We start from the raw sequence: 26,890 nt of genomic DNA, 5'->3' as shown, positions 1-26,890 counted from the left end.
CATCCGTAAGAAGTTGCCAGTGGCAAGTTCTGTAGGTGGCAAGTTCTGTAGGTGGCAGGTCATGTAGATGTCAGGTACACATCTGAGAGGTGTTACATACAGGGACAAAAGCTGAATATATGGGGAGAAGAAAGATTGTATAAGATTTTAATCGTGGAAGATGATGAAACAATAGCAGGCGGTCTGAAAAACCATTTGGGAAAATGGAATTATCAGGCAGAATGTATGACAGATTTTAAAGACGTGATGGGAAAATTTGTGGACTTTGAGCCGCAGCTTGTGTTATTGGACATTGTACTTCCATTTTTTAATGGATTTCACTGGTGTCAGGAGATCCGGAAGATCTCGAAAGTGCCGATCATCTTCCTGTCATCGGCGAATGATAATATGAATATTGTGATGGCAATGAATATGGGCGGCGACGAATTCATCGAGAAACCGTTTGACCTGAATGTGGTAACGGCAAAGGTGCAGGCCGTGTTAAGAAGAACCTATGAATTCCGTGGAACGGCAGATGTCATGGAGTGGAACGGTGCGATCCTGAATCTGGCAGATGCGACAGTTCTGTATCAGGACCAGAAACTGGAACTGAGCAAGAACGAATTCAAGATTCTGCAGATACTTCTGGAAAATACAGGGAAGATCGTAAGCCGTGAAAGTATTATGACGAGACTCTGGGACAGCAATGAATTTATTGATGACAATACACTGACGGTCAATGTGGCAAGACTTCGTAAAAAAATGGAACAGATTGGCCTTGGCGGAAAGATCATCACAAAAAAAGGAATAGGATATATGGTGGAGGCATGAAACTGTTAATAGCATTTTTTAAAGATAAAACAAGAGAGATCAGCCTTTATGCCGGAACGGTCGGAATATTTATTGTTGTAGCATTTCTTTATAATATCAGGATGGATGCGTTGAAATATGCACTGCTGCTGGTGATATTGTGGCTGCTCCTTTATGTAATAACGGAATATCATCGCTTCCGGAAGAAGCATCTTTTGCTGGAACGGTTTAAGAAGAGCACGCAGGAGTGCACAAAAGAACTTCCAGAGTGCAGGAATCTTCTGGAACTGGATTATCAGGAATTACTGGGGATCTTTGACGAAAAGATTCTGGAGTTGAAATCAGAGGCAAGAATCAAAGGCCAGGACTTAAGTGATTATTATGGTATGTGGGTGCATCAGATCAAGACACCTATCGCTGCGATGCACATATTGCTGCAATCGGTGGAAGATGAAAACCCGGCACTGCCGGAATTAAAAGAGATGAAGATGGAACTTTTTAAAATGGAACAGTATGTGGAGATGGTGCTGACGTATCTCCGCATGGAAGATATGTCCGGGGATCTGCAGTTTGAGAAGGTATCTTTAGATAAGATTCTGAAACAATCTGTCCGGAAATATTCTCAGATGTTTATTTTTCAGAAGATCTGTCTGGATTACCGGCCGGTGGAACGAATAGTTCTTACAGATGAAAAATGGCTGGAGTTTGTGACAGAACAGATTCTGTCTAATGCTTTGAAATACACAAAGAATGGCGGCAAGATCAGAATCTGTCTGGAAGAAAAAAGAGGACGGGAGTGTCTGGTGATCGAGGATAATGGAATCGGTATTCAGGCAGAAGATCTTCCTAGAGTATTTGAAAAAGGGTTTACCGGATATAATGGAAGAGCAGATAAGAAGTCTACCGGGATTGGACTGTATCTTTGCAAAAAGATCATGGATAAGATGGGACATAAGATATGGATTGATTCAGAGGTGGGAAAAGGAACCCGTGTATATCTGGAACTGACAAGGAAAGAATGGAATCCGGAATAACGATCAGACAAAAAGAGAAAAACCTTACAGGAATGTAAGATTAAACAGGGGAAATGTCACATGCTTCGATGGCAGGATATTTCCTCTTTTTTTTATAATAGATACCGTAAAGAAGAAATCTTAAAAAGAAAGGAAGAAAAACTTATGTCATTACTGGAAGTAAAAAATGTGAAGAAGATATATACGACTCGTTTTGGGAGCAATCAGGTAGAGGCTTTAAGAGATGTGAATTTTACGGTAGAACGCGGGGAATATGTTGCAATCATGGGAGAGTCTGGATCGGGAAAGACGACTCTGCTGAATATTCTGGCGGCACTTGATAAACCGACAGAAGGAAAGGTTTATTTAAAAGACAGGGATCTGGGGAAATTAAAAGAAAAAGAGATCGCAACGTTCAGACGTCAGAATCTCGGCTTTGTATTTCAGGATTTTAACCTGTTAGATACATTTTCATTAAAGGATAATATATTCCTGCCACTGGTATTATCCGGAAAGAAATATCCGGAGATGGAAAAGAGATTAAAACCGATTGCAGAAAAACTTGGAATTGAAAAACTATTGGAGAAATATCCATATGAGGTGTCCGGTGGGCAGAAACAAAGAGCTGCAATTGCAAGAGCGCTGATCACGAAACCACAGCTGATTCTTGCCGATGAACCTTCGGGAGCACTGGATTCGAAAGCGGCAGACAGTTTGATGAATCTTTTTACAACGATTAACCAGGAAGGTCAGACGATTGTTATGGTGACACATAGTGTGAAAGCGGCGAGTAGTGCGAAAAGGGTGCTTTTTATCAAGGACGGAAAAGTATTCCATCAGCTTTACAGGGGGAATCTTACGAACGAAGAAATGTATGAAAGAATTTCAGATACGCTGAAGATTCTTACCACAGGAGGTGAGGAGGATGAATAATTTCATCTATGAAAAACTTGCTGTGACCAATCTTAAGAATAACCGTAAGACCTATGTACCCTATATCTTTACAGGTGTTCTGACCGTCATGATGTTCTATATCATTGACGCACTGAGCAAGGGGGAAGGTATTACCCAGAATACATTGAAGATATGTCTTCAGTATGCAACGGGTGTGATCATTGTATTTGCAGTGATTTTTCTGTTCTATACGAATAGTTTCCTGATCAAACGACGAAAGAAAGAGATCGGAGTATACAATATTCTTGGAATGGGAAAGCGGCATATTGCACGAATGATGGCAGTTGAGACGATCCTGACGGCGGGAATCAGTATTCTTGGCGGTCTGGTGTTTGGAATAATATTTGGGAAACTGATGTATCTGCTGCTTCTTAAGATTCTGCACAACAGCGTAGATATGCAGTTTTCGGTCAATGGGACTGCAATTGTACAGACTGTCATATTATTTGCAGGAATTTTTCTTCTGACGTATTTATATAACATTTTACAGATACAGCTGGTGAATCCGGTGGAACTTCTGCACGGAGGCAATCAGGGGGAGAAAGAGCCGAAGAGCAGATGGCTGCTTGTGATCGTCGGTGTGGCGGCACTTGGCAATGGCTACTGGATTGCACTTACAACAGAGGCACCGTTAGAAGCACTTTTGAAATTCTTTGTTGCAGTGGTCTGTGTGATTATTGGAACTTATGCACTTTTTATTGCCGGAAGCATTGTGGTATTGAAAATACTCCGGAAAAATAAAGCTTATTATTATAATCCAAAGCATTTTACCAGTGTATCAGGCATGATCTATCGTATGAAACAAAACGGAGCGGGACTTGCGAACATCTGTGTGTTAAGTACGATGGTGCTGGTTATGGTATCCACAACGGTATCTTTGTATGCGGGAATGGAAGATATCCTGGACTCACGTTTTCCGAGAGATGTTTCAATTGTCTGCAATGAAGCCGATACAAATAATGAAGAGACTCTTCAGAGACTGATAAAAGAACAATGTGAGAAAGCAGGGGTAAAAATAACAGACAGAGTCCGGTACAGATATGGCAGTATGAATGCGGTTTTGAAAGGAAATAATCTGGAAAAGGTAGAGCAGTACTATCCGGACAATCATTTTTACTATGTAGAGATGATCACACAGGAAGAGTATAACCGGATAGAAAAACAGAATGTTTCGTTAAAGGAACAGGAAATACTGACCTATACCACGAACGGCAAATGTGGAAAAAAACAGATAAACATTGCAGGACAGAACTATCAGGTGAAAAAAGAACTGTCCGAGATGACGAGCCAGCCGAAGAGCACGGCAGAAATGTATAAGACATTATACATTGTATTTGCAAATGCAGAGCAGATTGAACGTATCGAGTCATTTTCTTATGCAGATAAATTCAACCTGAAGGGAGATGACGGAAAACAAAAAGAGGCACTGGAACAGATACAGAACGAATTTTATGAAAAGTTTCCGGATGGAACGATGGAAAGCCGTATGTTAAGCCGTTCTTCTTTTTATGAATTGTACGGCGGATTGTTCTTTATTGGAATCTATCTGGGAAGTATGTTTATTATGGCAACGGTACTGATCATTTATTATAAGCAGATATCGGAAGGCTATGATGACAGGGAGCGTTACCAGATCATGCAGAAGGTTGGTATGAGTAAAAAAGAAGTGAAGCGCTCCATCAGAAGCCAGGTCTTAAGCGTATTCTTCCTGCCGTTGGTTGTAGCAGTGATCCATGTTGCAGTAGCCTTTAAAGTAATGACAAAAATTCTGGGAGTATTAAATCTTACGAATGTATCGTTGTTTGCGGTATGCACAATCATTACGATAGCGGTGTTTGCGGTATTCTATATCATCGTTTACAGCATAACTGCGAAAGAATATTACCGGATCGTGAATTAAGATTAAGGGTTTACCATTGACTTTGTATCTTTCAGGTTGTATTGTTGTTTTAGAATGTTTTACGAATCAAGGAGGAACTTAAAAATGACAAGAGAAGGCGAAAGAGAACTGGTAAAAGTGGAACATGTAAATGGCGGAGACGGTTATATTGTAAGAGAAGCAATGGTTACTTCGGAAGAAGTTGGAGAAGCATGTAAGATGTATGCCAAGATTCATCTGGATCCGGGATGTGAAGTAGGATACCATTATCATCATGGTGAGACGGAGTCTTACTTTATTCTGACCGGACACGGAACTTATGACGATAACGGTGAAAAACAGCCGGCAAATCCTGGCGATCTGTTCCTGTGTAAAGACGGAGATGCACATGGAATTAAGAACACCGGTGATGAAGAACTTACCTTTATGGCATTGATCTTAAAAAAATAATATTGGAAAATATGAAAAACACCTGTCTGTAACTTGGATCATTTCAGGAATGATACCGGGCCGCAGACAGGTGTTTGTATTGCCATGCATTCGGAAGAAGCTGCCAGTGGCAGGTTCTCTGCATTGATTATAATGAACGGAATACATCCAGCAGCCGGTCATTATCCTCTGGATTCATAATGCAGAACCGTACATATTCTCCGTTCAGGCTTTCGAAAGAAGAACAGTCCCGGATCATGAGATTCTGGTGAATCGCCTTTTCAAAGACATCGAAAGAAGTGAGTCCTTCTTTTAAAATCCTTACAAGGACAAAGTTGGCATAAGCTGGGTAAATCTTTACGGTATCCAGTCCGGAAAGCTCTGTGCACATTCTGGTGCGCTCAGAATCAATGAGAGACCAGGTTTTCTGAATATAATCGGTATCTTTCAACATCCGTTCACCGGCGTAAGCCCCGATACTGTTCAGGCTCCACGGATTCTGGTGGGTAAGAAGTGTCTGAAGAAATGCCTGATTACTGGTGAGACCATAACCAAAGCGAAGTCCAGGTGCGGCGAAGAACTTGGATACACCGCGGATGACCATGAAGTTGTCGAATTCCGGTACAAGAGAAACTGCAGAGAGGGAAGTGCCTTCCGGTGCGAATTCGATATAAGTCTCATCGATCATAACGAAGATACCAAGTGACCGGCATACGGTTAACAGCTTTTTCATATCAGCGGTACTGATGGCTGAAGAGGTCGGGTTGTTCGGATTACAGATGATCAGAAGATCAATATCACTTTTCAGTGTATCGGTCAGATCGGAAATATCCAGTCTGAAATCCTGTTCTTCTTTCAGATTATAATATTCCAGTGTTCCGCCGACCAGATTCAGCTCTCTTGCATATTCGGAATAGGTCGGTCCCAGAAGCAGTGCTCTTTTTGGTGCGCGCTGGCTGATCAGAAGTGAGATAAGCTCCGTAGAACCATTTCCGACAACAATATGTTCCGGCGAGGTATTGGTATATGCAGCAATTGCTTTTTTCAGATCTGTATAATCTCTGTCTGGATAACTGCTGATGATATCCAGATGTTCTGCGAGATCTTTTTTTACCTGCCCGGATAATCCGAGAGGGTTTACATTTGCTCCAAATAAAATGATATTTTCCTTGTTAAGGTGATAATAATCTGCGATCTTTTCCAGATCGCTTCCGTGAAATTCTGGCTTTTTTTTCATATTTTTCATCCTATCGACACATTTTTGATATTTTCTCTTTACGGCATTGCTATTCATTGACAAACAATGCTATAATTTATTATAGTATGTTTTAAGAAAAAAGCAACGAAAGAAGCAGGTGTAGGACTTGAAAAATAAAATCCAAAAATTTTCAAAAGGCGACTTTCAGTTGATACGACCTGATGTTATATTCGATGAGACCAATCTGGTACTCATTATAGGTGAAGGGGAAGTATACAGAGGAAGTTTTACAATGAGGGCGAACAATGAGGGAAGGATACGAGGACTGGTGTACTCGTCTTCTTTCCGCGTCCATTTTAAAGATCAGGGATTTGAGGGAAATCCGGCAAGAGTGGAATTTACGTATGACGGACGGGGACTTCGCCCGGGACATGTAGAGGAAGGAAAATTCACGGTCGTATGTACCGGGGGTGAGTTTGAACTGGCTTTTACGGCAATCATTGAGAAACCATATGTGATGACAACCTATGGAAAAGTACAGAGTACCGATGATTTCCGTAAACTTGCAATTAAGGATTTTTCAGAAGCGGGAAGGCTCTTCCGTTCCAAAGAATTCTATGAGATTTTAAAATATGAGAATGAGCGTACATTCTATCTGTACGATAATATGCGCAAATGGTCTCTCGGAGAACAGGCCATGGAAGAATTCATGGTAGGGATCAAACAGAAAGAATGCATTTTCCTTACGCTTCAGGGAGAGGGAATGCTATTCGAAGATCTGACAGAGTCGACAAAGGGAACACTGACTCTGATGAAAAATACATGGGGATATATGCCGATCCATATTGAGACAGTCGGTGATTTTATCCGGGTGTCCAGACCTGAGATCAGCACAGAAGATTTTGTGGGAAATGCACATGAGATCGAATATGTAGTAAGAGCAGAGAAACTTCATGGCGGACGGAATTACGGAGCATTGAAGTTCGTGACACCATACGAGACACTCACTTATGAAGTTGAGGTATTGCAGAATCAGGAGTATGACGAAGATCACAGGATGCCGGAACTTTTACTGGCTCAGATCATCAAAGAATATGTAGGATATGTGGCAGGAAGAGTGACACTGGAACACTGGGTGGATAGTGCGGTCGAGAAGATGGTAGCACTGCGTAAGCTGGATCCTCTGAATGAAGTATATCAGTTGATGCTTGGTAATATCTATCTGCTCGGAGGTAAGACGGAAGAAGCAAAATGGATTCTTGAGAATTACAATTATAATCGGTTTGCAATCGGAAAAGATCCGCTGACAAACTGTTATTATCTGTATCTGACTGCAAAGATCCGCGGAGATGTGAACTATGAAGAACGGGTGCTGGATGAGGTCGGAAAAACATATATGCGTCATCAGGATTCCTGGTGGCTGCTCTATATGATACTGAATCTTGACAACAGATATAAGAATCCTTATAAACGTCTGGAAGTTCTGGAACAGCAGTTTGAGTATGGAATCCATGCAGTAATGTTCTATTTGGAAGCATATCTGTGCTATCAGGAAAAGCCGACACTTCTTAAGAAATTAGGCACATTTGAGATTCAGGTGTTGAATTTTGCGACCAAATACCGCATGATGACAAAAGAACTGGCACTTTATATTTCAAATTTTGCCAGTCAGCAGAAAAAATACAGTGACAATCTGTTCAGAATCCTGGAAAGAATCTATAAGATGTATGAAGAGCCGATGATACTGAATACGATCTGTACACTTTTGATCAAAGGAAATAAAACGGCAAAGAAGTATTTTTCATGGTATCAGAAGGCAGTTGATTCGGATCTTAAGATTGCCCAGCTTTATGAATATTATATGATGACAATCGACGAAGACAGTGCGCACGGACCGTTGCCGAAATCGCTGGTTTTATATTTTATGCATGGAAATGCTCTCGATTATAAGAAGGCTGCGTATCTGTATGCAAGTCTTGTGATCCATGAGGAACAGGCAGGAGATCTGTATCTGAATTACAGAGAACAGATGGTGGCATTTACATGGGAACAGTTGGAAAAGCGCCACATAACAGAATCACTGCGTACATTGTACAAAAGATTTTGCAGAGAAGACGAGATGACGGCAGAACGTATGGAGGCGATGCGTGACATCTGTTATTCTTATGAAGTAAGGACAAAGGTACGCGGGATGAAATGTGTGCTGGTAATTGAAAAAGATGGTTCGGTACGTCAGCGTATCCCGTATGATACGAAGAATGGAGCTATCATTTATCTGTATGATAAGGAATCGAGAATTGTATGGGAGTCTGTAGAGGGCAGACATTATACGGATTCCATTCCATATGAGACGAAAAGACTGTTTTATGAGCCGCGTTTTGTAGATATGTGCAGAAAATATGCAGCATCTACAGGATTCTGGAATCAGGAGCCGGAGAAAGAAAAACCGGATTATGAAAAGATCCAGGCAAAGGGGATAGATTCATTTGAGGATAAGGATGTCTTCCTGGTTTGCAGCAGAAGAATCAGGGAAGAAAATTATACGGAGGATGACTTCTTAAGTTATCTTGCTTTTGAAATGTTCCGGAGAGGACAGTATGACAAGGTGACACTTACGTATCTTGCGGAGTATTACTGTGGCGCAATCGGAGATATGAAGCGGCTCTGGAAAGTATTAAAACAATATGGGGTTCCGTCTTATAAGGTCAGTGAACGGATCATTACACAGATGGTCTTTTCGGAGACATTGTATGAGGAAGAGCATATTTTTGAAGATTATTATCTGTCGGACAATGTATATTTCCGCTTAAAACAGGCATATCTTGCTTACGTTACAAGGGAATATATCGTGTATGGACGAAGTCTGGAAAAATGTGTATTTGAAATCATTGCAAATGAATGTGATCAGAAAGAAGATCTGCCGGATGTATGTAAGATTGCACTTCTGAAATATTATTCAGATAAAGAATACACAGGTGAACTGGAAGATGTCCTTCATCAGGTACTACGGGAAATGTGCGAAAAACAACTAGTCTTCCCATATTATATGAATTATAAAGAGGAATGGTTGCGGGAAGTACAACTCTATAATAAGGTGATGGCAGCATACCGCTGTAAACCGGGAGGAAAAGTAAGACTGTACTATAAGATGAAACAAAAAGACCGGGAAGAACTGGGATACCGGGCAGAGGCAATGATGCCGGTCTATGAAAACCTGTATGTAAAACAATTTGTCCTTTATAATGATGAATCAGTGAATTATTATTTCCAGGAATCCGGAAACGGAGAAATGATCACAACAGACAAGAAGACGCTGAAAACAGATAAAGAACGTGTATTTGCCGGAAAATATCAGATGCTGAATGCAATGACAGATATGGATTCGGATGCGGAACGTTCGAAAGCCATGCTTGAGTTTGAAGAAGAAGAACAGATGGCAGATCAGATATTTAAGATATATTAAAATGAAAGGAGGAGACGATAATGCAAAAAGGAAGTGTTCTGGGCTATGATCTGAATGAAAAGAATTGTCAGATCAGTTATTATGATGAAAATAAAGAAGAACCGGAAACGATGGAAGCAGCAGTTGATAATTATCAGATTCCTCTGATCCTTGGCTATTATAAAGAACGATGGGTATATGGACAGGAAGCAAAACGACTGAGAGAAGCGGGAGAGGGAGATATTGTCACTCATCTGTTCCGTAAAGCTGTAAAAAGAAAAAAAGTACGTGTAGGCGGGAAAATCCATGATGGCGTATGGCTTCTTGCAAAGTTCATTTCCATGACATTGAAGAAATTCGAACAGATTGATTATATTACGTTTTCCGTTCCGTATACGAATGTTGATATGTCGAAGATGTTAAAGGGAATCGGAAAATATATCGGTGTACCGGGAGAATGTGTATTTGTACAGGATTATAAGGAAAGTTTCTGTCAGTATATGTTTTATCAGCCGAAAGAATTGTGGCAATATGAATCAGCATTGTTTTATTGTGATGCGCAGGAAATCCGTGCATATATGCTGCGCCGCCTGAATACAGTAAGCACCAAGAGCAGGGATATGTTTGTGACAGTAGAAGAAGTCGCCAATGCGCACATGAAAGAACTGGAAGCAATCTATCCTGTGCTGAATGTAGATAAAGCCAAAGATGCGGATGAGAGTTTTAAGTCTTTCATCCAGAATGTATTTGATAAAAAAGTGGTATCGTCTGTTTATCTGACAGGAGAAGGATTTGAGAATAACTGGTATCCGAATTCCCTGAAGGTACTGTGTAACGGACGGAGGGCTTTCCTTGGAAATAACTTATACAGTAAGGGTGCATGTTATTCATCCATGCGCTATGCAGATCCGTATGATGATGGTCCGATTTATCTGGATGGAACAAAGATGACAGAACAGATCTGCCTGCGTATGAGAATTGGCGGACAGGAAGGATGGTATCCGATTGTTGCATGGGGAACACACTGGTATGAGGCAGACGGACAGTGGGAAGTGATTTTGGAAGATACATCGGATATTGAGATCCATATAGAGACACTTGACGGAGAGGATCTTAAAGTTGAGACAGTGTCACTGGAAGAACTGCCGGAACGAACAGATTATTCTTTGCGTCTTCAGATTGAAGTCATGTTTATGGATGAGCGTACCTGCAGGCTGCGTTTTAAAGATGTTGGTTTCGGAGAATTTTATCCGGCATCAGATTTCCTTGTAGAAAAGGAATTACATTTAGGAGGTATCAATGGGCAGTTTAATTCTTTGTCATAAAAAACGGGCCAAACGACCTTTTGAAATATCCAGAGTTCATATGCGGATTTACACGATAGAAGAATTGTGTTATTACATCTGTAATAATCTGTATCTGATCGATTATACGATCGTCAATGAACGATTGTGCCGGTGGGTCGGGGATGAACTGGAACTGCCGAAGCTGGCAGAGGAATTAAGAAGGCTTCTTCGGGAGAATGGATCGATGGAAGAATTTGTACTTACGATCCTGAAGGAATCTAATATCTATGCCGCGGCAGAAATTCATAAGATGCAGAGTGTTCTGGAACAACTGCAGTCACAGAGAGACGTAGAAAAAGAAAAATATAAGGCGGATACGCTTCAAAACAGTAAAGAATACGAATCAGCGATTCTAGTATATCAGTCCATCCTTAACAAAGACTGGCATGAATCGGTAGATAAAAAGTTTTACGGTCGTGTGTATGCAAGCATGGGATCTGCATATGGTCATCAGTTCCTGTATAAAGAAGCGGCAAAGGCTTATCAGGAAGCGTATAAGATATGTGAACAGCCTGATATATTGAAGGCGTATCTTTATAGCTGTTATAAAGCTCTTCCGCATGATGAATACTTAAAAATGCTGTCGGGGAATCCAATCCTTCTGAGTCTGGACACTATTTTGCGTGATGAAATGGAAAAAACAAAGAAAAAGATAGGTGCGGATATTCCGGAAGAAAAGCTGAATGAATGGAAAAAGGAGTACCGCAGGATTGACAAACACCGTGGAATATGATAATATATCCAAAGATTTTAGTGTGGTAAAGTAATCAACTGCTAAACTGGTAAAAGAGCGTAGCGGCTGTTTGGCACACGTAAAAGGAATACAGGAGGATATATGTTATGAAAAAGAGATTAGTACTGCTCCTTGTTACGGCAATGGCAGCTACAACGGTATTGGCAGGCTGTGGAAGTAAAGATTCAGGTTCATCTGACAGTGGAAAGAAATCGGCAAAAGAATCAAAAGTAGAAAATGATGATGACACATTGATCGTTGGGTTTGATGCTTCTTTCCCTCCGTATGGTTATAAAGATGATAGCGGAGAATATGTAGGATTCGATCTTGATCTTGCACAGGAAGTATGTGATAGAAATGATTGGAAACTGGTAAAACAGCCGATAGACTGGGATTCTAAGGATGCGGAACTAAATTCGGAAACAATTGACTGTATCTGGAATGGATTCACTATGAATGGTCGTGAAGATGATTATACATGGTCAGATCCATATATTGACAACAAGCAGGTTGTGGTAGTCAGAAGTGATTCGGGTATTGATGACTTTTCGGGGTTGAAAGGAAAACATGTAGAAGTACAGACAGACTCTTCTGCACTTGCGGCTCTGGAAGGAGATCAGAAGGACCTGGCGGCAACCTTCGCAGATCTTAATCAGGTTGCAGAATACAATACAGCATTCATGGATTTGGAATCCGGTGCATGTGATGCAATCGCTATGGACATCGGAGTTGCAAACTATCAGGTGAATTCAAGGAAAAATCCGGATGATTACAAGATCCTGGACAAAGAAATTTCATCTGAACAGTATGCAGTCGGATTCAAAAAAGGAAACACAGAGCTGAAAGATAAAGTTCAGAAGACACTGGATGAGATGGCCGAAGACGGAACGGTTGATAAAATTGCAGAAAAATATGCAGATTACGGAGTTCCGGGAGCTCTTTGCATAGGAAAGAACAGCAAGTAAAATGAAGGGGCCAACCCCGGAGGGGATTGGTCCCTTTTGGCTCGCCATTCATTCGGAAGAAGCGTGAAAAAACTGGAGGACATTATAGATGGAGATAGGAACACTGATAAGAGAACTTGGCGGAGGAATGTGGATTTCGGCAGAGATATTTATTCTGACATTACTTTTTTCACTGCCGCTTGGACTGGTGGTCGCATTCGGGAGAATGTCGAAGATTGCACCGGTCAGATGGATATCAAAATTATATATATCGATTATGAGAGGAACCCCGCTGATGCTTCAGTTGATGGTAGTGTATTTCGGACCATATTATCTGTTTGGAATGCGCATTTCCATAGGATACCGTATGACTGCGGTGCTGATCGGTTTTGCAATTAATTATGCGGCATATTTTGCTGAGATATACAGAGGCGGGATTGAGGCAATTCCGGTAGGACAGTATGAAGCGGCAAAGGTACTGGGATATTCCAAAAGCCAGACATTTTTCCGGATCGTATTTCCTCAGGTATGTAAGCATATTCTGCCGGCAGTGACCAATGAGATCATCACGCTGGTAAAGGACACTTCACTGGCATTTGTGCTGGCTGTAACGGAGATGTTTACAATGGCAAAACAGATTGCGGCGGCACAGACTTCTATGGTTCCGTATATTGCAGCAGGTATCTTCTATTATGTATTTAATTTGCTTGTTGCGATGATTATGGAAAAGATTGAAGAAAAGTTGAATTATTACCACTAGGAGGAATAGATCATGAGTCTGCTTGAAATGAAAAATATCAAAAAAAATTTTAACGGGGTCGAAGTTCTGAAAGACATTTCTCTGAAGGTGGAAAAGGGAGAAGTCCTTGGTATCATCGGTCCTTCCGGCTCGGGAAAATCAACCCTTCTTCGATGTGCAACGGGGCTTGAGACTGCGGATGCAGGGGAAATCCATTATTCCGGAACTTTTGGACTGGTGTTTCAGAATTTTAATTTGTTTCCGCATTATTCGGTGATGAAGAATATCACTGATGCACCGCTGAAAGTACAGAAGAGAAAGAAAGAAGAAGTCTATAAAGAAGCGAGAGAACTTTTGAAGAAGATGGGACTTGCCGACAAGGAAGATGCATATCCTTGTCAGTTGTCGGGAGGACAGCAGCAGCGTGTATCAATCGCGAGAGCACTTGCACTGCATCCGGATATTCTGTTTTTTGATGAGCCGACGTCCGCGCTGGATCCGGAACTGACTGCAGAGATCCTGAAAGTTATCAGGGAACTTGCGATGGAGCATATGACGATGGTGATTGTTACGCATGAGATGAATTTTGCGAGAAACGTATCGGATCATGTAATCTTCATGGATGGAGGTGTGATCGCAGTAGAAGGAACTCCGGAAGAAGTGTTCGATTCATCTAATGAAAGAATGAAAGAATTTCTCGGAAAATTCAATGATTAACCGCGGGAAAACTAATGAATAGAGCAAATTTATAAGCTGCGCTTATTAAACGACGCATTATAAATAATGTATCAGCAGGAATACAAGGTAGATGGAAATATTGCTTTTCCGTTTGCCTTGTATTATACTGATATAGCAAAATGCTTTTTAAAGACAGTTTTGACAAATGAAAAATTTGAAAAGAATGGAGTCTGCATTTATGAGTGAATTTGAAAAAGTAACAACAGGACTGGGTGAAGAATGCGGTGTGTTTGGAGCCTATGATATGGATGGCGGAGATGTTGCACCATCCGTTTATTATGGACTTTTTGCATTGCAGCACAGAGGACAGGAAAGCTGTGGTATTGCGGTAACGGATACATATGGAGAAAGAAAAGTACATTCCAAGAAAGGACTTGGACTGGTAAATGAAGTGTTCGATGAAGAGTCTTTACAGGAATTGAAGGGAAATCTTGGTGTCGGACATGTAAGATATTCGACAGCAGGTGCTTCCAGAGCTGAGAATGCGATGCCGTTGGTTATCAATTATGTGAAAGGGATCCTTGCAATTGCACATAACGGCAATCTGACAAATGCCATTGAACTTCGCCATGAACTGGAGTACACAGGCGCTATTTTCCAGACAACGATTGACTCGGAGGTAATCGCATATCATATCGCCAGAGAACGTCTGAATGTAGAGAAGGCAGAAGATGCGGTGAAAAATGCGATGAAGAAGATACAGGGGGCGTATGCACTGGTTGTCAGTTCGCCGAGAAAGATGATCGGTGCCAGAGATCCATTTGGATTGAAACCTCTTTGTATTGGAAAAAGAGATAATACTTATTTCCTGGCTTCGGAGAGCTGTGCGATTGCTGCCGTCGGAGGAGAATTTGTAAGAGACGTAGAGCCTGGAGAGATTGTAAGTTTTACAAAACATGGAATGAAATCAGATAAAACTATGGCAATCGATCCCAAAAAGCAGGCAAGATGTATTTTTGAATATATATATTTCGCAAGAATGGACAGCGTGATCGATGATGTGAATGTATATCATGCGAGAATTGTTGCAGGGAAAGCTCTGGCAGAATCTTATCCGGTTGATGCGGATCTGGTTGTCGGAGTACCGGATTCCGGGCTGGTTGCGGCAAAAGGATATTCGGAACAGTCGGGAATTCCGTATGGCATGGCATTCCACAAGAACAGTTATGTCGGAAGAACATTTATCAAGCCAAAACAGAGTCAGCGGGAAAGCAGTGTGAAGATCAAGCTGAACGTGATCGAAGAGGTTGTAAAGGGAAAACGTATTGTTATGGTAGATGATTCTATTGTACGAGGAACAACCTGTGCGAACATTATCAAGATGCTCAAAAAGGCCGGAGCGAAAGAGGTACATGTAAGGATCAGTTCACCACCGTTCCTGCATCCATGTTATTTCGGAACAGATGTGCCTTCGAATGAACAACTGATCGCACATTCCCATACAACAGAGCAGATCCGTGAGATGATCGGGGCAGATTCGCTTGGCTATATGGAAGTTGATAAATTAAAAAACATGGTCGGTGATCTGGCATATTGTGACGCATGCTTCACCGGTAATTATCCGATGGAAGTACCTGGAAGAGATGTTTCGCTGGCATTTGAATAGAAAACAGGTTAAAATAGTCGGGTGGAAGAATTGACGAAGGAGATTATTAGTATGAGTAATGACAGATATACAAGTCCACTTTCAGAAAGATATGCAAGCAAAGAGATGCAGTACATTTTCTCGCCGGATAAGAAGTTCCGTACATGGAGAAAACTCTGGATCGCACTTGCTGAAACGGAAAAAGAACTGGGACTGGATATTACAGAAGAACAGATTGAAGAATTAAAAGCACATGCAGATGATATCAATTATGATGTGGCAAAAGAAAGAGAAAAGGTAGTCCGTCATGATGTTATGTCTCATGTGTATGCATATGGAAAACAGTGTCCGAATGCAAAAGGAATCATTCATCTTGGTGCGACTTCATGCTATGTAGGCGATAATACAGATATCATTCTGATGTCGGAAGCGTTGGAGATTGTCAGAAAGAAACTGATCAATGTGATTGCCGAACTCGCAAAGTTTGCGGATGCACATAAGAGTCTTCCGACACTTGCATTTACACATTTCCAGCCTGCACAGCCTACAACAGTAGGTAAGAGAGCAACACTCTGGATGCAGGAATTCATGATGGATCTGGAAGATCTGGAATATGTAAAAGGAAGTTTAAAGCTTCTCGGATCAAAAGGAACGACCGGAACACAGGCAAGCTTTCTGGAACTCTTTGACGGAGATCAGGAGACAATTGATAAGATCGATCCGATGATCGCCAAAAAGATGGGATTTGAGACATGTTATCCGGTATCAGGTCAGACCTATTCACGTAAGGTAGATACCAGAGTGGTAAATGTACTTGCAGGTATTGCAGCAAGCGCACACAAGATGTCCAATGACATCCGTCTCCTTCAGCATCTGAAAGAGATTGAAGAACCATTTGAAAAGAGTCAGATCGGATCTTCGGCAATGGCATATAAGAGAAACCCTATGAGAAGTGAAAGAATTGCTTCACTTTCTAGATATGTGATGGTAGATGCTATGAATCCGGCAATCACATCTGCAACACAATGGTTTGAGAGAACGCTTGACGATTCTGCTAACAAACGTCTCAGTGTCCCGGAAGGATTTCTGGCAATTGATGGTATCCTGGATCTGTGTCTGAATGTTGTAGACGGACTGGTAGTATACCCGAAAGTTATCGAAAAGAGACTGATGTCAGAACTTCCGTTCATGGCAACAGAAAATATCATGATGGATGCTGTAAAAGCAGGTGGAGACAGACAGGAACTTCATGAGAGAATCCGTGAGCTGTCTATGGAAGCCGGACGCAATGTCAAAGAAAAAGGATTAGACAACAACCTTCTTGAACTGATCGCTGCAGATCCTGCATTCAATCTTTCGCTGGAAGAACTGCAGAAGACGATGGATCCTGCAAAATATGTGGGACGTGCGCCGATTCAGGTTGATGTATATCTGAAGAATGTCGTGAATCCTGTGCTGGAAGCAAATAAGGATATTCTTGGAGTAACAGCAGAGATTAATGTATAAGATTCTGTAACAAATAAAAACATGAAAAAGAAAGTGGAGTTTCAGTGAGCAATGGAACATCACTTTCTTTTCTTGTATATATGATTTATAATAAATCCATATGGAAGTATAAGGGGGAAGAAAGCGGATATATGGAAAAGGCTATGGAAAAGATTAAGAATATGAAGAATGGTACAGCGTCAGAAAAACAATACCGGGTCAGAAGGTGCAGATATACGGATCTGGCAATGGTACTTGTGATCGCAGTTTCCATACAGTGTTTCACGAGGCTGGAATATGCAGGGGAAAGATATATTCAAAGCCGGAACGGGTATAAGATAGCCGGCGGCATAATGGAAGGCTGCGGACGGAAAAATGTAAAAGGATATGTGGAAATAAAAGCATCGTGTGTTTCGAATGCGAAGAATATAATCGAAAATTTGTGCGCTCAGGCAGCGGCACCGAATCGAACAATTATGAATGTGACCACATCAACAGCTGATGCCGGAAAAGATGACAGCCGAATTACAAAGCTGCCTGCTGCAGAAGAGATGAACACGTCTGCTTCGGAAGATGGAACTGAGATTTTGAAAGCTGAAAAGAATGCGGACGCTGCACTTGTTGCGGCAGATACAACAACTGCGGAAGCAGCGGTTGAGAGCGCTGAAGAGGACAAGAGCAGCACAGAAGAACAGCAGAGTGGTATGCTGAATCTTGATGGATTTATCATAGGAGAAAATGGCATGATCGAACGTTGTGAGAACCCGTCTCTGGCTGCCGAGGATGGAATTATTATATTGCCGTCAGACGACAGATGTAAGGGGATCGGAGCAGAAGCATTAACTGGAATTACGGGAGTGGAAGAAATCTATATTCCGGCCAATATTACATGGATTGAACCCGGAGCCCTGGAAAAACTGGAAAATCTTATGTATATAGAGGTTGCACCGGACAATCCGGCATATCAAAGCATAGATGGAGTTCTTTACAGCAAAAAGGAGCAGAAAGAAAAGGCATGAATATTCGACAGATAACAGACGGCAAAGAAGATTATATAGAATTGCTTCGTATGGGAGATCCGGATGAATCCAGAATCCGTAAAGTATTGGAAGAAGGTGAACTCTTTTTACTTGAAGAGCATGGAAAACTCCGTACATTGTGCGTGGTTATATTTTCGGAAGAAAAGAAATGTGAGATAAAAAATATTGTAACCATAGAAAAAGACCGTGGCAAGGGGTATGGCCGGTATATGATCCATTATATCTGTGAACATTACTGCTCACAGTATGACTGGGGATATATGAAAAAAGACCGATGCCGGGACATCATGGAATTCTGTGAAAAATGTGGATTCACAGATGAAGATGAGGTATATCTGAAAAAGGAACTGATGTCGGAAATCGACACAAAACGTGTAATTAATCTTGCAATGGAAGCAGGAAGAATGCTTTTGAAAAACGGAGGCGAGATCTTTCGTGTAGAAGAGACGATGATGAGAATCTGTCGTAGATTCGGGGTGAAATATGTGGAGCTGTTTACTTTGAGTCATGGATTGTTTATCTGTGCAGGAACGGATAAAGAAAAGTTGTATACAAAAGTAAAACAGGTACCGCTTTCCTCTACACATCTTGGAATCGTAGCAGAAGTAAATGATCTGTCCCGGGAAATTGCAGCAGGACATGTCGGAATTGAAGAAGCAATAAAGAAGTTAAAGAAGATCGACAAGATGCCGGTCAAGCGTATTCCTTATCAGATAGCGGCGGCGGGATTAAGCGCCGGTGGATTGGGTTATCTGCTTGGCGGAACATCAAGGGAAGCATTTGTGGCATTTTTTGTCGGCTGTGTTGTGTTTTCATGGTCACTTTTTGCCGGAAAACACGGTGTTTCAAAGATTCTGATTCACATTGTAGGCGGGATCATTATTGCCTCTATGGCTTTGGCAGCAATGCAGATTCCGTTTTTAGGGGGACTTAGGATGGAAGGGATCGTGACCGGCGGGATTATGCCGCTGGTGCCCGGACTTGCATTTGTGAATGCGATCCGTGATCTGGCGGACAGTGATTATCTTGCGGGTACAGTTAAAATGATTGATGCGGTTATGGTATTTGTTTATATTGCAATCGGTGTGGGAACGGCGTTGTCGGTATATCATCATGTGTTAGGAGGCATTTTATAATGATCATAAAAATTATAGCAAATCTGGCATGTTCATTTATCGGGACGATTGCATATGCGGTTATGTTTCAGGTGCCGAGAAGGTTCTATATCGGATGCGGAATCACCGGATCGGTGGGATGGATGATGTACAAGTTTGCGTCTGTATATTGTTCGGTTGCAGCTGCGTCCTTTATAGGAACGGTATGTGCTGTATTGGTTGCGAGAATGCTGACGGTCCGCCTGAAATGTCCGATCACTATCTTTATGATTTCGGGTATCATTACACTGGTGCCGGGAGCTGGCATCTATTTTACAGCGTATTATCTGGTGACAAATCAGTTTGCAATGGCTGCTGCGAAAGGGATCGGAGCAATAAAAGTAGCTTTTGGGATTGTGCTTGGAATTGTCTGCATTGTATCTGTCCCGAGAGAAGTGTTCCAGAAAGAATACTGGGTTGAAAGAAAGATTGCAAAACAACAGAAAAATGGAAAGAGGGATCCGGTAAATCTTCCGGGTGAAAGACACAGATGAAAGATCTGATATAAAAGGTTGCTGTCCGCCTTGGATTTGTGCTACAATGTAGAGACGGATAGTGTTCTAATGTATGTAGCAATACATAGATTTCATACATTTCAAAATAATAATGAAATAGGAGATAATGACAGTTATGAGTAAGGTAAGAACAAGATTTGCACCAAGTCCTACAGGAAGAATGCATGTAGGAAACTTAAGGACAGCGCTGTATACTTATTTGATCGCAAAACATGAAGACGGAGATTTTATCCTCCGGATTGAAGATACAGACCAGGAACGTTTTGTAGAGGGTGCACTGGATATCATTTATCGTACATTGAAAGAGACCGGGCTGGTTCATGATGAGGGTCCGGATAAAGATGGCGGGGTAGGACCGTATGTGCAGAGTGAACGGAATGCACAGGGACTTTATTTGAAATATGCAGAACAGCTGATCGAACAGGGGGATGCTTACTACTGCTTTTGTGACAAAGAACGTCTGGAATCTTTGAAAAGCAAAGTGTCTGACGAGGATGGCGGAACAGAGATTGTTGTATATGACAAGCATTGTCTGCATTTAAGTAAAGAAGAGATTGAAGCGAACCTTGCAGCAGGAAAACCGCATGTAATCCGTTTTAACATGCCAACAGAAGGAACTACTACATTCCACGATGAGATCTACGGCGATATCACAGTTCCGAATGAAGAACTCGATGACCTGATTTTGATCAAATCAGATGGATATCCGACTTACAACTTCGCAAATGTTGTCGATGATCATCTGATGGGAATCACACATGTTGTACGTGGTAATGAGTATCTGTCATCTGCACCAAAATATAACAAGATTTATGAAGCATTCGGATGGGATGTGCCGATATATGTACATTGCCCGCTGATCACAGATGAAAACCATAAGAAACTCAGCAAACGCTGTGGACATTCTTCTTATGAAGATCTGATCGAGCAGGGATTTGTGACAGAGGCAGTTGTTAATTATGTAGCACTGCTTGGTTGGTCGCCGGAAGGCAATCAGGAGATATTCTCACTGGAAGAGCTGGTAAAGGCATTTGACTTCCACCGCATGAATAAATCACCGGCTGTATTTGATCTTGGCAAATTAAAATGGATGAACGGTGAATATATCAAAGCTATGGATTTTGATAAGTTCTATGAAAGAGCGGAAGGGTATATCCGCAAAGTTATTACAAAAGATTATGACCTGAAGAAAATCGCAGCATTGGTAAAATCACGAATTGAGATCTTCCCGGATATTGCAGAGCAGATCGACTTTTTTGAAGCAGTACCGGAATATGATACAGCAATGTATTGCCATAAGAAGATGAAAACCAATGAAGAAAATTCACTGGAAGTATTAAGAGAAGTTCTTCCGCTTCTGGAAGCACAGGAAGACTATAGTAATGATGCACTGTTTGCGCTTCTTAAGAGTTATGTTGACGAGAAGGGTGTAAAAGTCGGTTATGTAATGTGGCCAATCCGTACCGCTGTATCAGGAAAGCAGAGTACACCGGGTGGAGCCACAGAGATTATGGAGATTCTTGGAAAAGAAGAATCTGTAAAACGAATCAAAGACGGAATTGAATTATTAAGCAAGTAAGGGGATTCTATGAGTTTAAATCATGCTCAGACAGAGGCAGTCGCCCATAATGAAGGACCATGTATGGTTCTCGCCGGCCCCGGATCGGGGAAAACTCTAACCATTGCAAAGAGAATAGAATATCTGATCATGAAGTATAAGGTAAGGCCAGAAGAAATTCTGGTCATTACCTTTACTAAGTATGCAGCTCAGGAGATGAAAGAAAGAACCAGACGGATCTGTGGTCCGTCTTCTTATGCTGTTACATTCGGAACGTTTCACGGAATCTATTACGGAATCCTGAAATGGGCGTACCGTCTGGAACCATCGAATCTCCTTACGGATGAAGAAAAATATCGGATGTTAAGAACTCTTCTGCCAAAAGTCGGATGGGATCAGGAACCGGAAACGGATGAAGAAAAAGACTATTTGCAGGAACTGGCCGCAGAAATTGGAAATGTAAAGAATAATTGTATGGCTATTGAAGCCTATGAACCGGTAAAATATACAACAGAAAAATTCCGTGCACTATACAAAGATTACGAAGAAGAAAAGAAAAAATGCCGGAAGATTGATTTTGAGGATATGCTGATCCAGTGCAGGGATCTGTTTTTTAATTATCCGGATATTCTGAAAAAATGGCAGGATAAATTCCGGTATATTCTGGTAGATGAGTTCCAGGATGTGAATCAGGCACAGTATGATGTGGTTCGTATGCTGGCTGAACCGCAGAATAATCTGTTTGTAGTGGGGGATGATGATCAGTCGGTATATGGATTTCGTGGAGCAAAGCCGGGAATCATGATGGAATTTATGAAAGATTATCCAAAGGCCAAGAGGGTACTTTTGGATATTAATTACCGCAGCAGTGCTTATATTGTCAATGGTGCTTTAAGAGTGATCGGTAATAATAAAATCCGGTTTGAAAAAAAGATCGAAGCGTTTCAGAAAGCAGATGAAACAGTTCATGTTCAGGAAGTAAAAGACCCTGTGCAGGAGGCGGAATATGTGTTGGAAAAAATAAAGGAATGTCAGGAAAAAGGTATTGCTTATACAGATATAGCTGTGTTGTACCGGACGAATATAGATGCAAGGGCAATGTCGGAACTTATGATGGAATATCAGATTCCGTTTGTGATGAAAGAACATCTGAATAATATTTACGAACATTTTATTGCACAGGATATCAGCAGTTATTTTCACCTTTCACAGGGGGAATATAGCCGGAAATATTTTTTGCAGATCGCAAACCGGCCAAACAGATTTTTCTCAAGGGATAGTATGAAAGGCGGAACAGTTACCTATGATTCGCTCAGAGAATATTACCGGGATAAAAACTGGATGACGGATAGAGTGGATCAGCTGGAATGGGACATGAAGATGATAAAAGACAAAACACCATATGCAGCAATCCAATATATCCGGAAACATATGGGTTATGATGAGTTTTTAAAAGACTATGTGGCATACCGGAAGATTTCAGTGGAAGATCTTTTTGCGGTGCTGGAAGAGATATGGCAGAATTCCAAAGGATATAGAACGATTGGTGACTGGTTTGAACATGTAGAACGATACGGGGAAATATTAAAGGAGCAGAATTGTAAAAAAAATGCGGCAGAGGGTGTGAATCTGATGACAATGCATGCGGCAAAAGGGCTGGAATTTGATACGGTATTTGTGATCGAGGCAGATGAGGGCAGCAGTCCGTATAAGAAAGCAGTGACGGATGAGGAAATCGAAGAAGAGAGACGGCTTTTTTATGTAGCAATGACCAGGGCGAAGAGAAAACTGATCATCAGTTATGTAAAAGAAAAAAACGGGAAAGATATGACTCCTTCCCGTTTTGTGTCCGAATTACTCTTCGACGTCTGATTCATCAAATTCCTGGGAATCCATCCATTCATCAAAAGCATCAGCGGCAATTTCGTATTCGTCATCATCTTCGATGTTGCCGAGATCTGGTTCACCGTCCTCGGTTTCATTGTATTGATAGAGATAAACATCACCGGCTTCATTAGGTTCAAGATTCTCATCCAGAGGAAGCAGGGCAATGTATTCTTTGCCTGCAGCTTCATATACTGTGAGGATTGCACATTCAATGATCTCATCGTTATCGAGTGTAAGCTCTACGGTTGTGTAGCTTTCAGTTTCCTTTGTGTCGCTCATATCATAGTCTCCTTTACTAACATTAAAACTTATCTTAACTTTAACAAAGAAACGGATAAAAAGCAAGATGATAGTAGTCAAACAGGTAAAAATGTTGTAGAATGTAGCTGTATGTAACGCAATAATAAGGAGGAATAACAACATGATGAAGAAGAGAATGTTAGGAGTGATTGCAGTATTACTCGTATGCATTTTCGCATTATCTGCATGCAAGAAAGAGGCTGGAAAGCCGGTGGATAATGCAGTCAGTGAGAATACAACAGATGATTCGGAGGATACGGATCAGACAGAAGACGCAGGAAAGTACAAGTTTGGGTTCTCTGTGATCGATATGCAGAATCCATATTTTATAACATTGGAAGAAGCTGCACAACAGATCGTAGAAAAAGAAGAATGTACCATGGTGGTAAAAGATCCGGCATCTGATGCGGATACACAGGCAGAGCAGATCAGGGAGATGATCAATGAGGGGATCAATGCAATTTTCCTTTGCCCGGTTGATTGGGAGAAGATCACACCTTCGCTTCAGGCATTGCAGGACGCAGGGGTAAAAATTATTAATATTGATTCACAGGTAAAAGACACAGATTATATTGATGCATATGTGGGCTCTGATAATACAGAGGCAGGGAAGCTTTGTGGCAATGATCTGATTGAAAAGTATCCGGATGGCGGTACAGTTGCAATCCTGGAGGCTACGACACAAAATTCGGTGAATGACCGTATTACAGGGTTTGAGCAGGCAGTTGCCAAGGCGGAAAAAGGGTTTGAAGTTGTAGCGAGAGAAGATACAAACGGAACATTTGACAGTGCGCTGGAAGCAGCTAAGAAGATTTTGGAGGAACAACCGGATGTGACGGTAATCATGTGTGGAAACGACCAGATGGCTGTTGCAGCGAAGACAGCACTGAATCTTGCGAATAATGATCAGACTGTTGTCTACAGTGTAGATGGTTCGCCTGATATTAAGAAGGAATTAATGAAAGCGGATAGTCAGATCGTAGGGACAGTCGCACAGTCTCCGATCAATATCGGGAAAAAAGCAGTCGATATTGCATTGAATGTTCTTGACGGAAAAGATTTTGAAGCAGAGACGGCAATAGACGTATTTATGATTAATAAAGATAATGTTGAAATGTATGGCGCAGACGGATGGCAATAGGCGCAGACGGGCAACGGGAAGGACATAACAGAGATGAGAGAGGTTCAAGGATATCCATTACCACTGGGGGTGCAGATAAGTAAAGACAGGGTTAATTTTTCCATTGCAGTTCCGGCAGATAAGGACTGCCAACTGTTATTATACCGCACAGGGAGAAAGAAACCGTGCAGGCAGTTTGATATGAAACCAATGATCGGTGAAGTGAGGTGTATAGCACTTGAGGATATCGAGCCGGGAGATTATGAATACAATTATCTGATCAATAAAGAAGTTGTAACTGATCCGTACGTAAAAGCAATTGCCGGCAAAGAACGCTGGGGTGTAAAAAAGGAACTGTCAGAACATGAGATCCGGGGACGGCTGCAGATGAGTGATTATGACTGGGAAGGAGATCATACATTACAGATACCTTATCATCAGGTAATAGCGTACAGTCTGCATATCCGCGGATTTACAAGACATCCATCATCAAAAGTAAAGGCGAAAGGAACTTTTCAGGGAGTAATTGAAAAGCTGGAATATCTGAAAGATCTAGGGATCAACCAGATTCATTGTATGCCGGTATATGAATTTGAAGAATGCCAGATATATAGAAATTACTGGGGATACGGTGCGGGAAGCTATTTTGCACCCAAAAGCGCATATTCTGCAGATGGAGACGGCGCCAGAGGACTGAAAGATATGGTGAAGGCATGTCATCGGTCAGGAATAGAGGTCGTTCTGGAGATGCCATTCTGCACGGCTGCAGATAAGATGATGATGTTAGAATGTCTGAGGTATTATGTTATGGAATACCATATAGATGGATTTATATTGAATCCATTTGTGATTTCGACGGAGAGTGTGCATGCAGATCCGTTTTTGAAAAACACCAAGATTATGGAACACGAGTTGGGATTCCAGACAGTCATGCGAAGATTTCTGAAAGGTGACGAAGGGATGATCCATGATGTGATCTACTGGCTGAAACACCATTCAAAAGAGCAGGGAATCTTTAACTACATTACTGATCAGAACGGATTTACCCTGAATGATCTGGTGTCTTACGATGCGAAACACAATGAGGAGAATGGTGAACATAATCAGGATGGACCGGATTATAATTATAGCTGGAACTGCGGGGCGGAAGGACCGAGCAGGAAAAAGGCAGTAATGGAACTGCGGAATCATCAGATATTTAATGCATTTTTCCTGCTCTTTCTGGCACAGGGAACTCCGTGTATGCTTGCAGGAGATGAGTTTGGAAATTCTCAGAAAGGTAATAATAATGTATACTGTCAGGATAATCCGATAGGATGGACAGATTGGCGGGGACTGGAAAAGAAGAAAGAACTGCATGATTTTGTAAAAGAACTGATTGCATTCCGTAAATCGCATCCGATTCTCACACCGGAGCGAGAACTGCAGGGGATAGATCTTAGCTGTTGCGGTGTGCCGGATGTATCTTATCACGGGGAAGAGGCGTGGCAGATACCGGGGGAAGTGTCGAGCAGGCAATTGGGCGTATATTATAGTGGAGCACAGACAAAAAGCGAGGACTGTTATGTTGCATATAATATGCATTGGCTGGAACATGTATTTGCACTGCCGGCTTTACCAAAGGGATATGGCTGGTATGTGAAAGCGACGACGGAACGGGGGATGTTAGATGTGCCGGTGCTTTTGAAAGATCAGAGAAAATTAGAGTTAAAAGAGCGGTCGGTTACGGTGCTTACAGCAGAACGGATTGTGGAGGTTGAAACGAAGAAAAATGAAAACATTACAACACTTACAGACGATCAATCATCATAAATATCTTGTTATGAAGGAATGCTTTAAAGTAGGACTTTACAGACAGGGACTTCTTCATGACCTGTCTAAATATTCACCGACAGAATTTTTAGTTGGATGCAGGTATTACCAGGGAAATAGAAGTCCGAATAATGCTGAACGGGAGGCAACGGGTTATTCTAAGGCATGGTTACATCATAAAGGACGTAACAAACATCATTATGAATATTGGATCGATTATAGTGTAGATC

At 41.6% G+C, this 26,890-nt stretch carries 23 protein-coding genes; 21 read left to right on the top strand and 2 right to left on the bottom strand.

Features of this window, described 5'->3' with window-relative positions; translation table 11 throughout:
* Positions 1–135 precede the first annotated feature (135 nt).
* The 5 genes from GT508_RS08750 to GT508_RS08730 all read left to right on the top strand — a co-directional run bounded on the left by GT508_RS08750 (position 136) and on the right by GT508_RS08730 (position 5,085).
* Positions 136–810 carry a response regulator transcription factor gene (locus GT508_RS08750; protein ID WP_161144052.1) on the top strand — a complete coding sequence of 225 codons (675 nt, stop codon included), beginning with the start codon at positions 136–138 and terminating at the stop codon, positions 808–810.
* Entirely contained in the window at positions 807–1,823 is a 1,017-nt protein-coding gene (locus tag GT508_RS08745) for a sensor histidine kinase (RefSeq protein ID WP_161144051.1), read from the top strand. Before GT508_RS08750 ends, GT508_RS08745 begins: the two co-directional genes overlap by 4 nt.
* Before the next feature lie 144 nt (positions 1,824–1,967).
* Positions 1,968–2,735, top strand: coding sequence for an ABC transporter ATP-binding protein (locus tag GT508_RS08740; RefSeq protein WP_028086259.1), 768 nt, complete (start codon positions 1,968–1,970; stop codon positions 2,733–2,735).
* Positions 2,728–4,656, top strand: a complete 1,929-nt coding sequence (locus GT508_RS08735; protein WP_161144050.1) for an ABC transporter permease — start codon at positions 2,728–2,730, stop codon at positions 4,654–4,656. The genes GT508_RS08740 and GT508_RS08735 overlap by 8 nt, the downstream gene beginning before the upstream one ends.
* A gap of 84 nt (positions 4,657–4,740) precedes the next feature.
* The gene (locus GT508_RS08730; RefSeq protein WP_022416046.1) at positions 4,741–5,085 is read left to right on the top strand and encodes a cupin domain-containing protein; all 345 of its coding nucleotides are present in this window, start codon (positions 4,741–4,743) and stop codon (positions 5,083–5,085) included.
* A 127-nt stretch (positions 5,086–5,212) separates the two neighbouring features.
* On the opposite strand, the gene GT508_RS08725 is transcribed toward GT508_RS08730, so the two are convergent.
* Positions 5,213–6,301: a pyridoxal phosphate-dependent aminotransferase gene (locus GT508_RS08725; protein ID WP_161144049.1), complete on the bottom strand. Its 1,089-nt coding sequence runs from the start codon at positions 6,299–6,301 to the stop codon at positions 5,213–5,215.
* Positions 6,302–6,428: 127 nt separating this feature from the next.
* Here GT508_RS08725 and GT508_RS08720 point away from each other — a divergent pair, with 127 nt between their 5' ends.
* The 13 genes from GT508_RS08720 to GT508_RS08660 all read left to right on the top strand — a co-directional run bounded on the left by GT508_RS08720 (position 6,429) and on the right by GT508_RS08660 (position 23,413).
* Positions 6,429–9,725, top strand: a complete 3,297-nt coding sequence (locus GT508_RS08720) for a DUF5717 family protein (protein WP_055281224.1) — start codon at positions 6,429–6,431, stop codon at positions 9,723–9,725.
* 20 nt (positions 9,726–9,745) lie between these two features.
* The gene (locus GT508_RS08715; RefSeq protein WP_055281227.1) at positions 9,746–11,029 is read left to right on the top strand and encodes a DUF5716 family protein; all 1,284 of its coding nucleotides are present in this window, start codon (positions 9,746–9,748) and stop codon (positions 11,027–11,029) included.
* Positions 11,004–11,783 (top strand): hypothetical protein, encoded by a 780-nt coding sequence (locus GT508_RS08710; RefSeq protein ID WP_161144048.1) that lies wholly within the window; start codon positions 11,004–11,006, stop codon positions 11,781–11,783. Before GT508_RS08715 ends, GT508_RS08710 begins: the two co-directional genes overlap by 26 nt.
* A gap of 107 nt (positions 11,784–11,890) precedes the next feature.
* Entirely contained in the window at positions 11,891–12,748 is an 858-nt protein-coding gene (locus GT508_RS08705) for an amino acid ABC transporter substrate-binding protein (RefSeq protein ID WP_117598051.1), read from the top strand.
* A gap of 88 nt (positions 12,749–12,836) precedes the next feature.
* Positions 12,837–13,487 carry an amino acid ABC transporter permease gene (locus tag GT508_RS08700; protein WP_161144047.1) on the top strand — a complete coding sequence of 217 codons (651 nt, stop codon included), beginning with the start codon at positions 12,837–12,839 and terminating at the stop codon, positions 13,485–13,487.
* A gap of 12 nt (positions 13,488–13,499) precedes the next feature.
* Positions 13,500–14,183, top strand: coding sequence for an amino acid ABC transporter ATP-binding protein (locus GT508_RS08695; protein WP_161144046.1), 684 nt, complete (start codon positions 13,500–13,502; stop codon positions 14,181–14,183).
* A 199-nt stretch (positions 14,184–14,382) separates the two neighbouring features.
* Positions 14,383–15,810 carry an amidophosphoribosyltransferase gene (purF, locus tag GT508_RS08690; protein ID WP_028086268.1) on the top strand — a complete coding sequence of 476 codons (1,428 nt, stop codon included), beginning with the start codon at positions 14,383–14,385 and terminating at the stop codon, positions 15,808–15,810.
* Between the two features lie 51 nt (positions 15,811–15,861).
* Complete coding sequence (gene purB / locus GT508_RS08685) at positions 15,862–17,295, top strand: adenylosuccinate lyase (protein WP_055281233.1); 1,434 nt, start codon at positions 15,862–15,864, stop codon at positions 17,293–17,295.
* Between the two features lie 131 nt (positions 17,296–17,426).
* Positions 17,427–18,293 (top strand): hypothetical protein, encoded by an 867-nt coding sequence (locus tag GT508_RS08680; protein WP_161144045.1) that lies wholly within the window; start codon positions 17,427–17,429, stop codon positions 18,291–18,293.
* Positions 18,290–19,450 (top strand): threonine/serine exporter family protein, encoded by a 1,161-nt coding sequence (locus GT508_RS08675; protein WP_161144044.1) that lies wholly within the window; start codon positions 18,290–18,292, stop codon positions 19,448–19,450. The genes GT508_RS08680 and GT508_RS08675 overlap by 4 nt, the downstream gene beginning before the upstream one ends.
* The gene (locus tag GT508_RS08670) at positions 19,450–19,962 is read left to right on the top strand and encodes a threonine/serine exporter family protein (RefSeq protein WP_044924379.1); all 513 of its coding nucleotides are present in this window, start codon (positions 19,450–19,452) and stop codon (positions 19,960–19,962) included. Before GT508_RS08675 ends, GT508_RS08670 begins: the two co-directional genes overlap by 1 nt.
* A gap of 136 nt (positions 19,963–20,098) precedes the next feature.
* On the top strand, positions 20,099–21,562 hold the full coding sequence (gene gltX / locus GT508_RS08665; RefSeq protein WP_028086272.1) for a glutamate--tRNA ligase: 1,464 nt from the start codon (positions 20,099–20,101) through the stop codon (positions 21,560–21,562).
* A 9-nt stretch (positions 21,563–21,571) separates the two neighbouring features.
* Positions 21,572–23,413, top strand: coding sequence for an ATP-dependent helicase (locus GT508_RS08660; RefSeq protein ID WP_161144043.1), 1,842 nt, complete (start codon positions 21,572–21,574; stop codon positions 23,411–23,413).
* Here GT508_RS08660 and GT508_RS08655 read toward each other — a convergent pair.
* A complete protein-coding gene (locus GT508_RS08655) occupies positions 23,396–23,707 on the bottom strand; it encodes a DUF1292 domain-containing protein (protein ID WP_028086274.1) in 312 nt (103 codons plus the stop codon). The two genes, GT508_RS08660 and GT508_RS08655, sit on opposite strands and share 18 nt — an antisense overlap.
* Positions 23,708–23,849: 142 nt before the next feature.
* On the opposite strand from GT508_RS08655, the gene GT508_RS08650 reads away from it, so the two are divergent.
* The 3 genes from GT508_RS08650 to GT508_RS08640 form a co-directional block, all read left to right on the top strand.
* On the top strand, positions 23,850–24,869 hold the full coding sequence (locus tag GT508_RS08650; protein ID WP_161144042.1) for a sugar ABC transporter substrate-binding protein: 1,020 nt from the start codon (positions 23,850–23,852) through the stop codon (positions 24,867–24,869).
* Between the two features lie 33 nt (positions 24,870–24,902).
* A complete protein-coding gene (locus GT508_RS08645; RefSeq protein WP_161144041.1) occupies positions 24,903–26,660 on the top strand; it encodes an alpha-amylase family glycosyl hydrolase in 1,758 nt (585 codons plus the stop codon).
* A partial coding sequence (locus GT508_RS08640) for a DUF5662 family protein (RefSeq protein ID WP_243144097.1) occupies positions 26,620–26,890 on the top strand: 271 nt, incomplete at its 3' end. The genes GT508_RS08645 and GT508_RS08640, both read left to right, overlap by 41 nt.

It is taken from the genome of Dorea sp. BIOML-A1 (assembly GCF_009875615.1).
GTDB classification, from domain to species: Bacteria; Bacillota; Clostridia; order Lachnospirales; family Lachnospiraceae; genus Dorea_A; species Dorea_A amylophila.
This window is presented reverse-complemented; position numbering and strand designations above follow the sequence as displayed.

Excerpts from the sequence above, each read along its gene's own strand:
- GT508_RS08725 (WP_161144049.1), bottom strand. The coding sequence starts at position 6,301 with ATGAAAAAAAAGCCAGAATTTCACGGAAGCGATCTGGAAAAGATCGCA.
- GT508_RS08730 (WP_022416046.1), top strand. The coding sequence starts at position 4,741 with ATGACAAGAGAAGGCGAAAGAGAACTGGTAAAAGTGGAACATGTAAAT.
- GT508_RS08695 (WP_161144046.1), top strand. The coding sequence starts at position 13,500 with ATGAGTCTGCTTGAAATGAAAAATATCAAAAAAAATTTTAACGGGGTC.
- GT508_RS08735 (WP_161144050.1), top strand. The coding sequence starts at position 2,728 with ATGAATAATTTCATCTATGAAAAACTTGCTGTGACCAATCTTAAGAAT.
- GT508_RS08710 (WP_161144048.1), top strand. The coding sequence starts at position 11,004 with ATGGGCAGTTTAATTCTTTGTCATAAAAAACGGGCCAAACGACCTTTT.
- GT508_RS08645 (WP_161144041.1), top strand. The coding sequence starts at position 24,903 with ATGAGAGAGGTTCAAGGATATCCATTACCACTGGGGGTGCAGATAAGT.
- gltX (WP_028086272.1), top strand. The coding sequence starts at position 20,099 with ATGAGTAAGGTAAGAACAAGATTTGCACCAAGTCCTACAGGAAGAATG.
- GT508_RS08680 (WP_161144045.1), top strand. The coding sequence starts at position 17,427 with ATGGAAAAGGCTATGGAAAAGATTAAGAATATGAAGAATGGTACAGCG.
- GT508_RS08655 (WP_028086274.1), bottom strand. The coding sequence starts at position 23,707 with ATGAGCGACACAAAGGAAACTGAAAGCTACACAACCGTAGAGCTTACA.
- GT508_RS08715 (WP_055281227.1), top strand. The coding sequence starts at position 9,746 with ATGCAAAAAGGAAGTGTTCTGGGCTATGATCTGAATGAAAAGAATTGT.
- GT508_RS08670 (WP_044924379.1), top strand. The coding sequence starts at position 19,450 with ATGATCATAAAAATTATAGCAAATCTGGCATGTTCATTTATCGGGACG.
- GT508_RS08650 (WP_161144042.1), top strand. The coding sequence starts at position 23,850 with ATGATGAAGAAGAGAATGTTAGGAGTGATTGCAGTATTACTCGTATGC.
- GT508_RS08740 (WP_028086259.1), top strand. The coding sequence starts at position 1,968 with ATGTCATTACTGGAAGTAAAAAATGTGAAGAAGATATATACGACTCGT.
- GT508_RS08700 (WP_161144047.1), top strand. The coding sequence starts at position 12,837 with ATGGAGATAGGAACACTGATAAGAGAACTTGGCGGAGGAATGTGGATT.
- purB (WP_055281233.1), top strand. The coding sequence starts at position 15,862 with ATGAGTAATGACAGATATACAAGTCCACTTTCAGAAAGATATGCAAGC.
- GT508_RS08705 (WP_117598051.1), top strand. The coding sequence starts at position 11,891 with ATGAAAAAGAGATTAGTACTGCTCCTTGTTACGGCAATGGCAGCTACA.
- GT508_RS08660 (WP_161144043.1), top strand. The coding sequence starts at position 21,572 with ATGAGTTTAAATCATGCTCAGACAGAGGCAGTCGCCCATAATGAAGGA.
- GT508_RS08745 (WP_161144051.1), top strand. The coding sequence starts at position 807 with ATGAAACTGTTAATAGCATTTTTTAAAGATAAAACAAGAGAGATCAGC.
- GT508_RS08675 (WP_161144044.1), top strand. The coding sequence starts at position 18,290 with ATGAATATTCGACAGATAACAGACGGCAAAGAAGATTATATAGAATTG.
- purF (WP_028086268.1), top strand. The coding sequence starts at position 14,383 with ATGAGTGAATTTGAAAAAGTAACAACAGGACTGGGTGAAGAATGCGGT.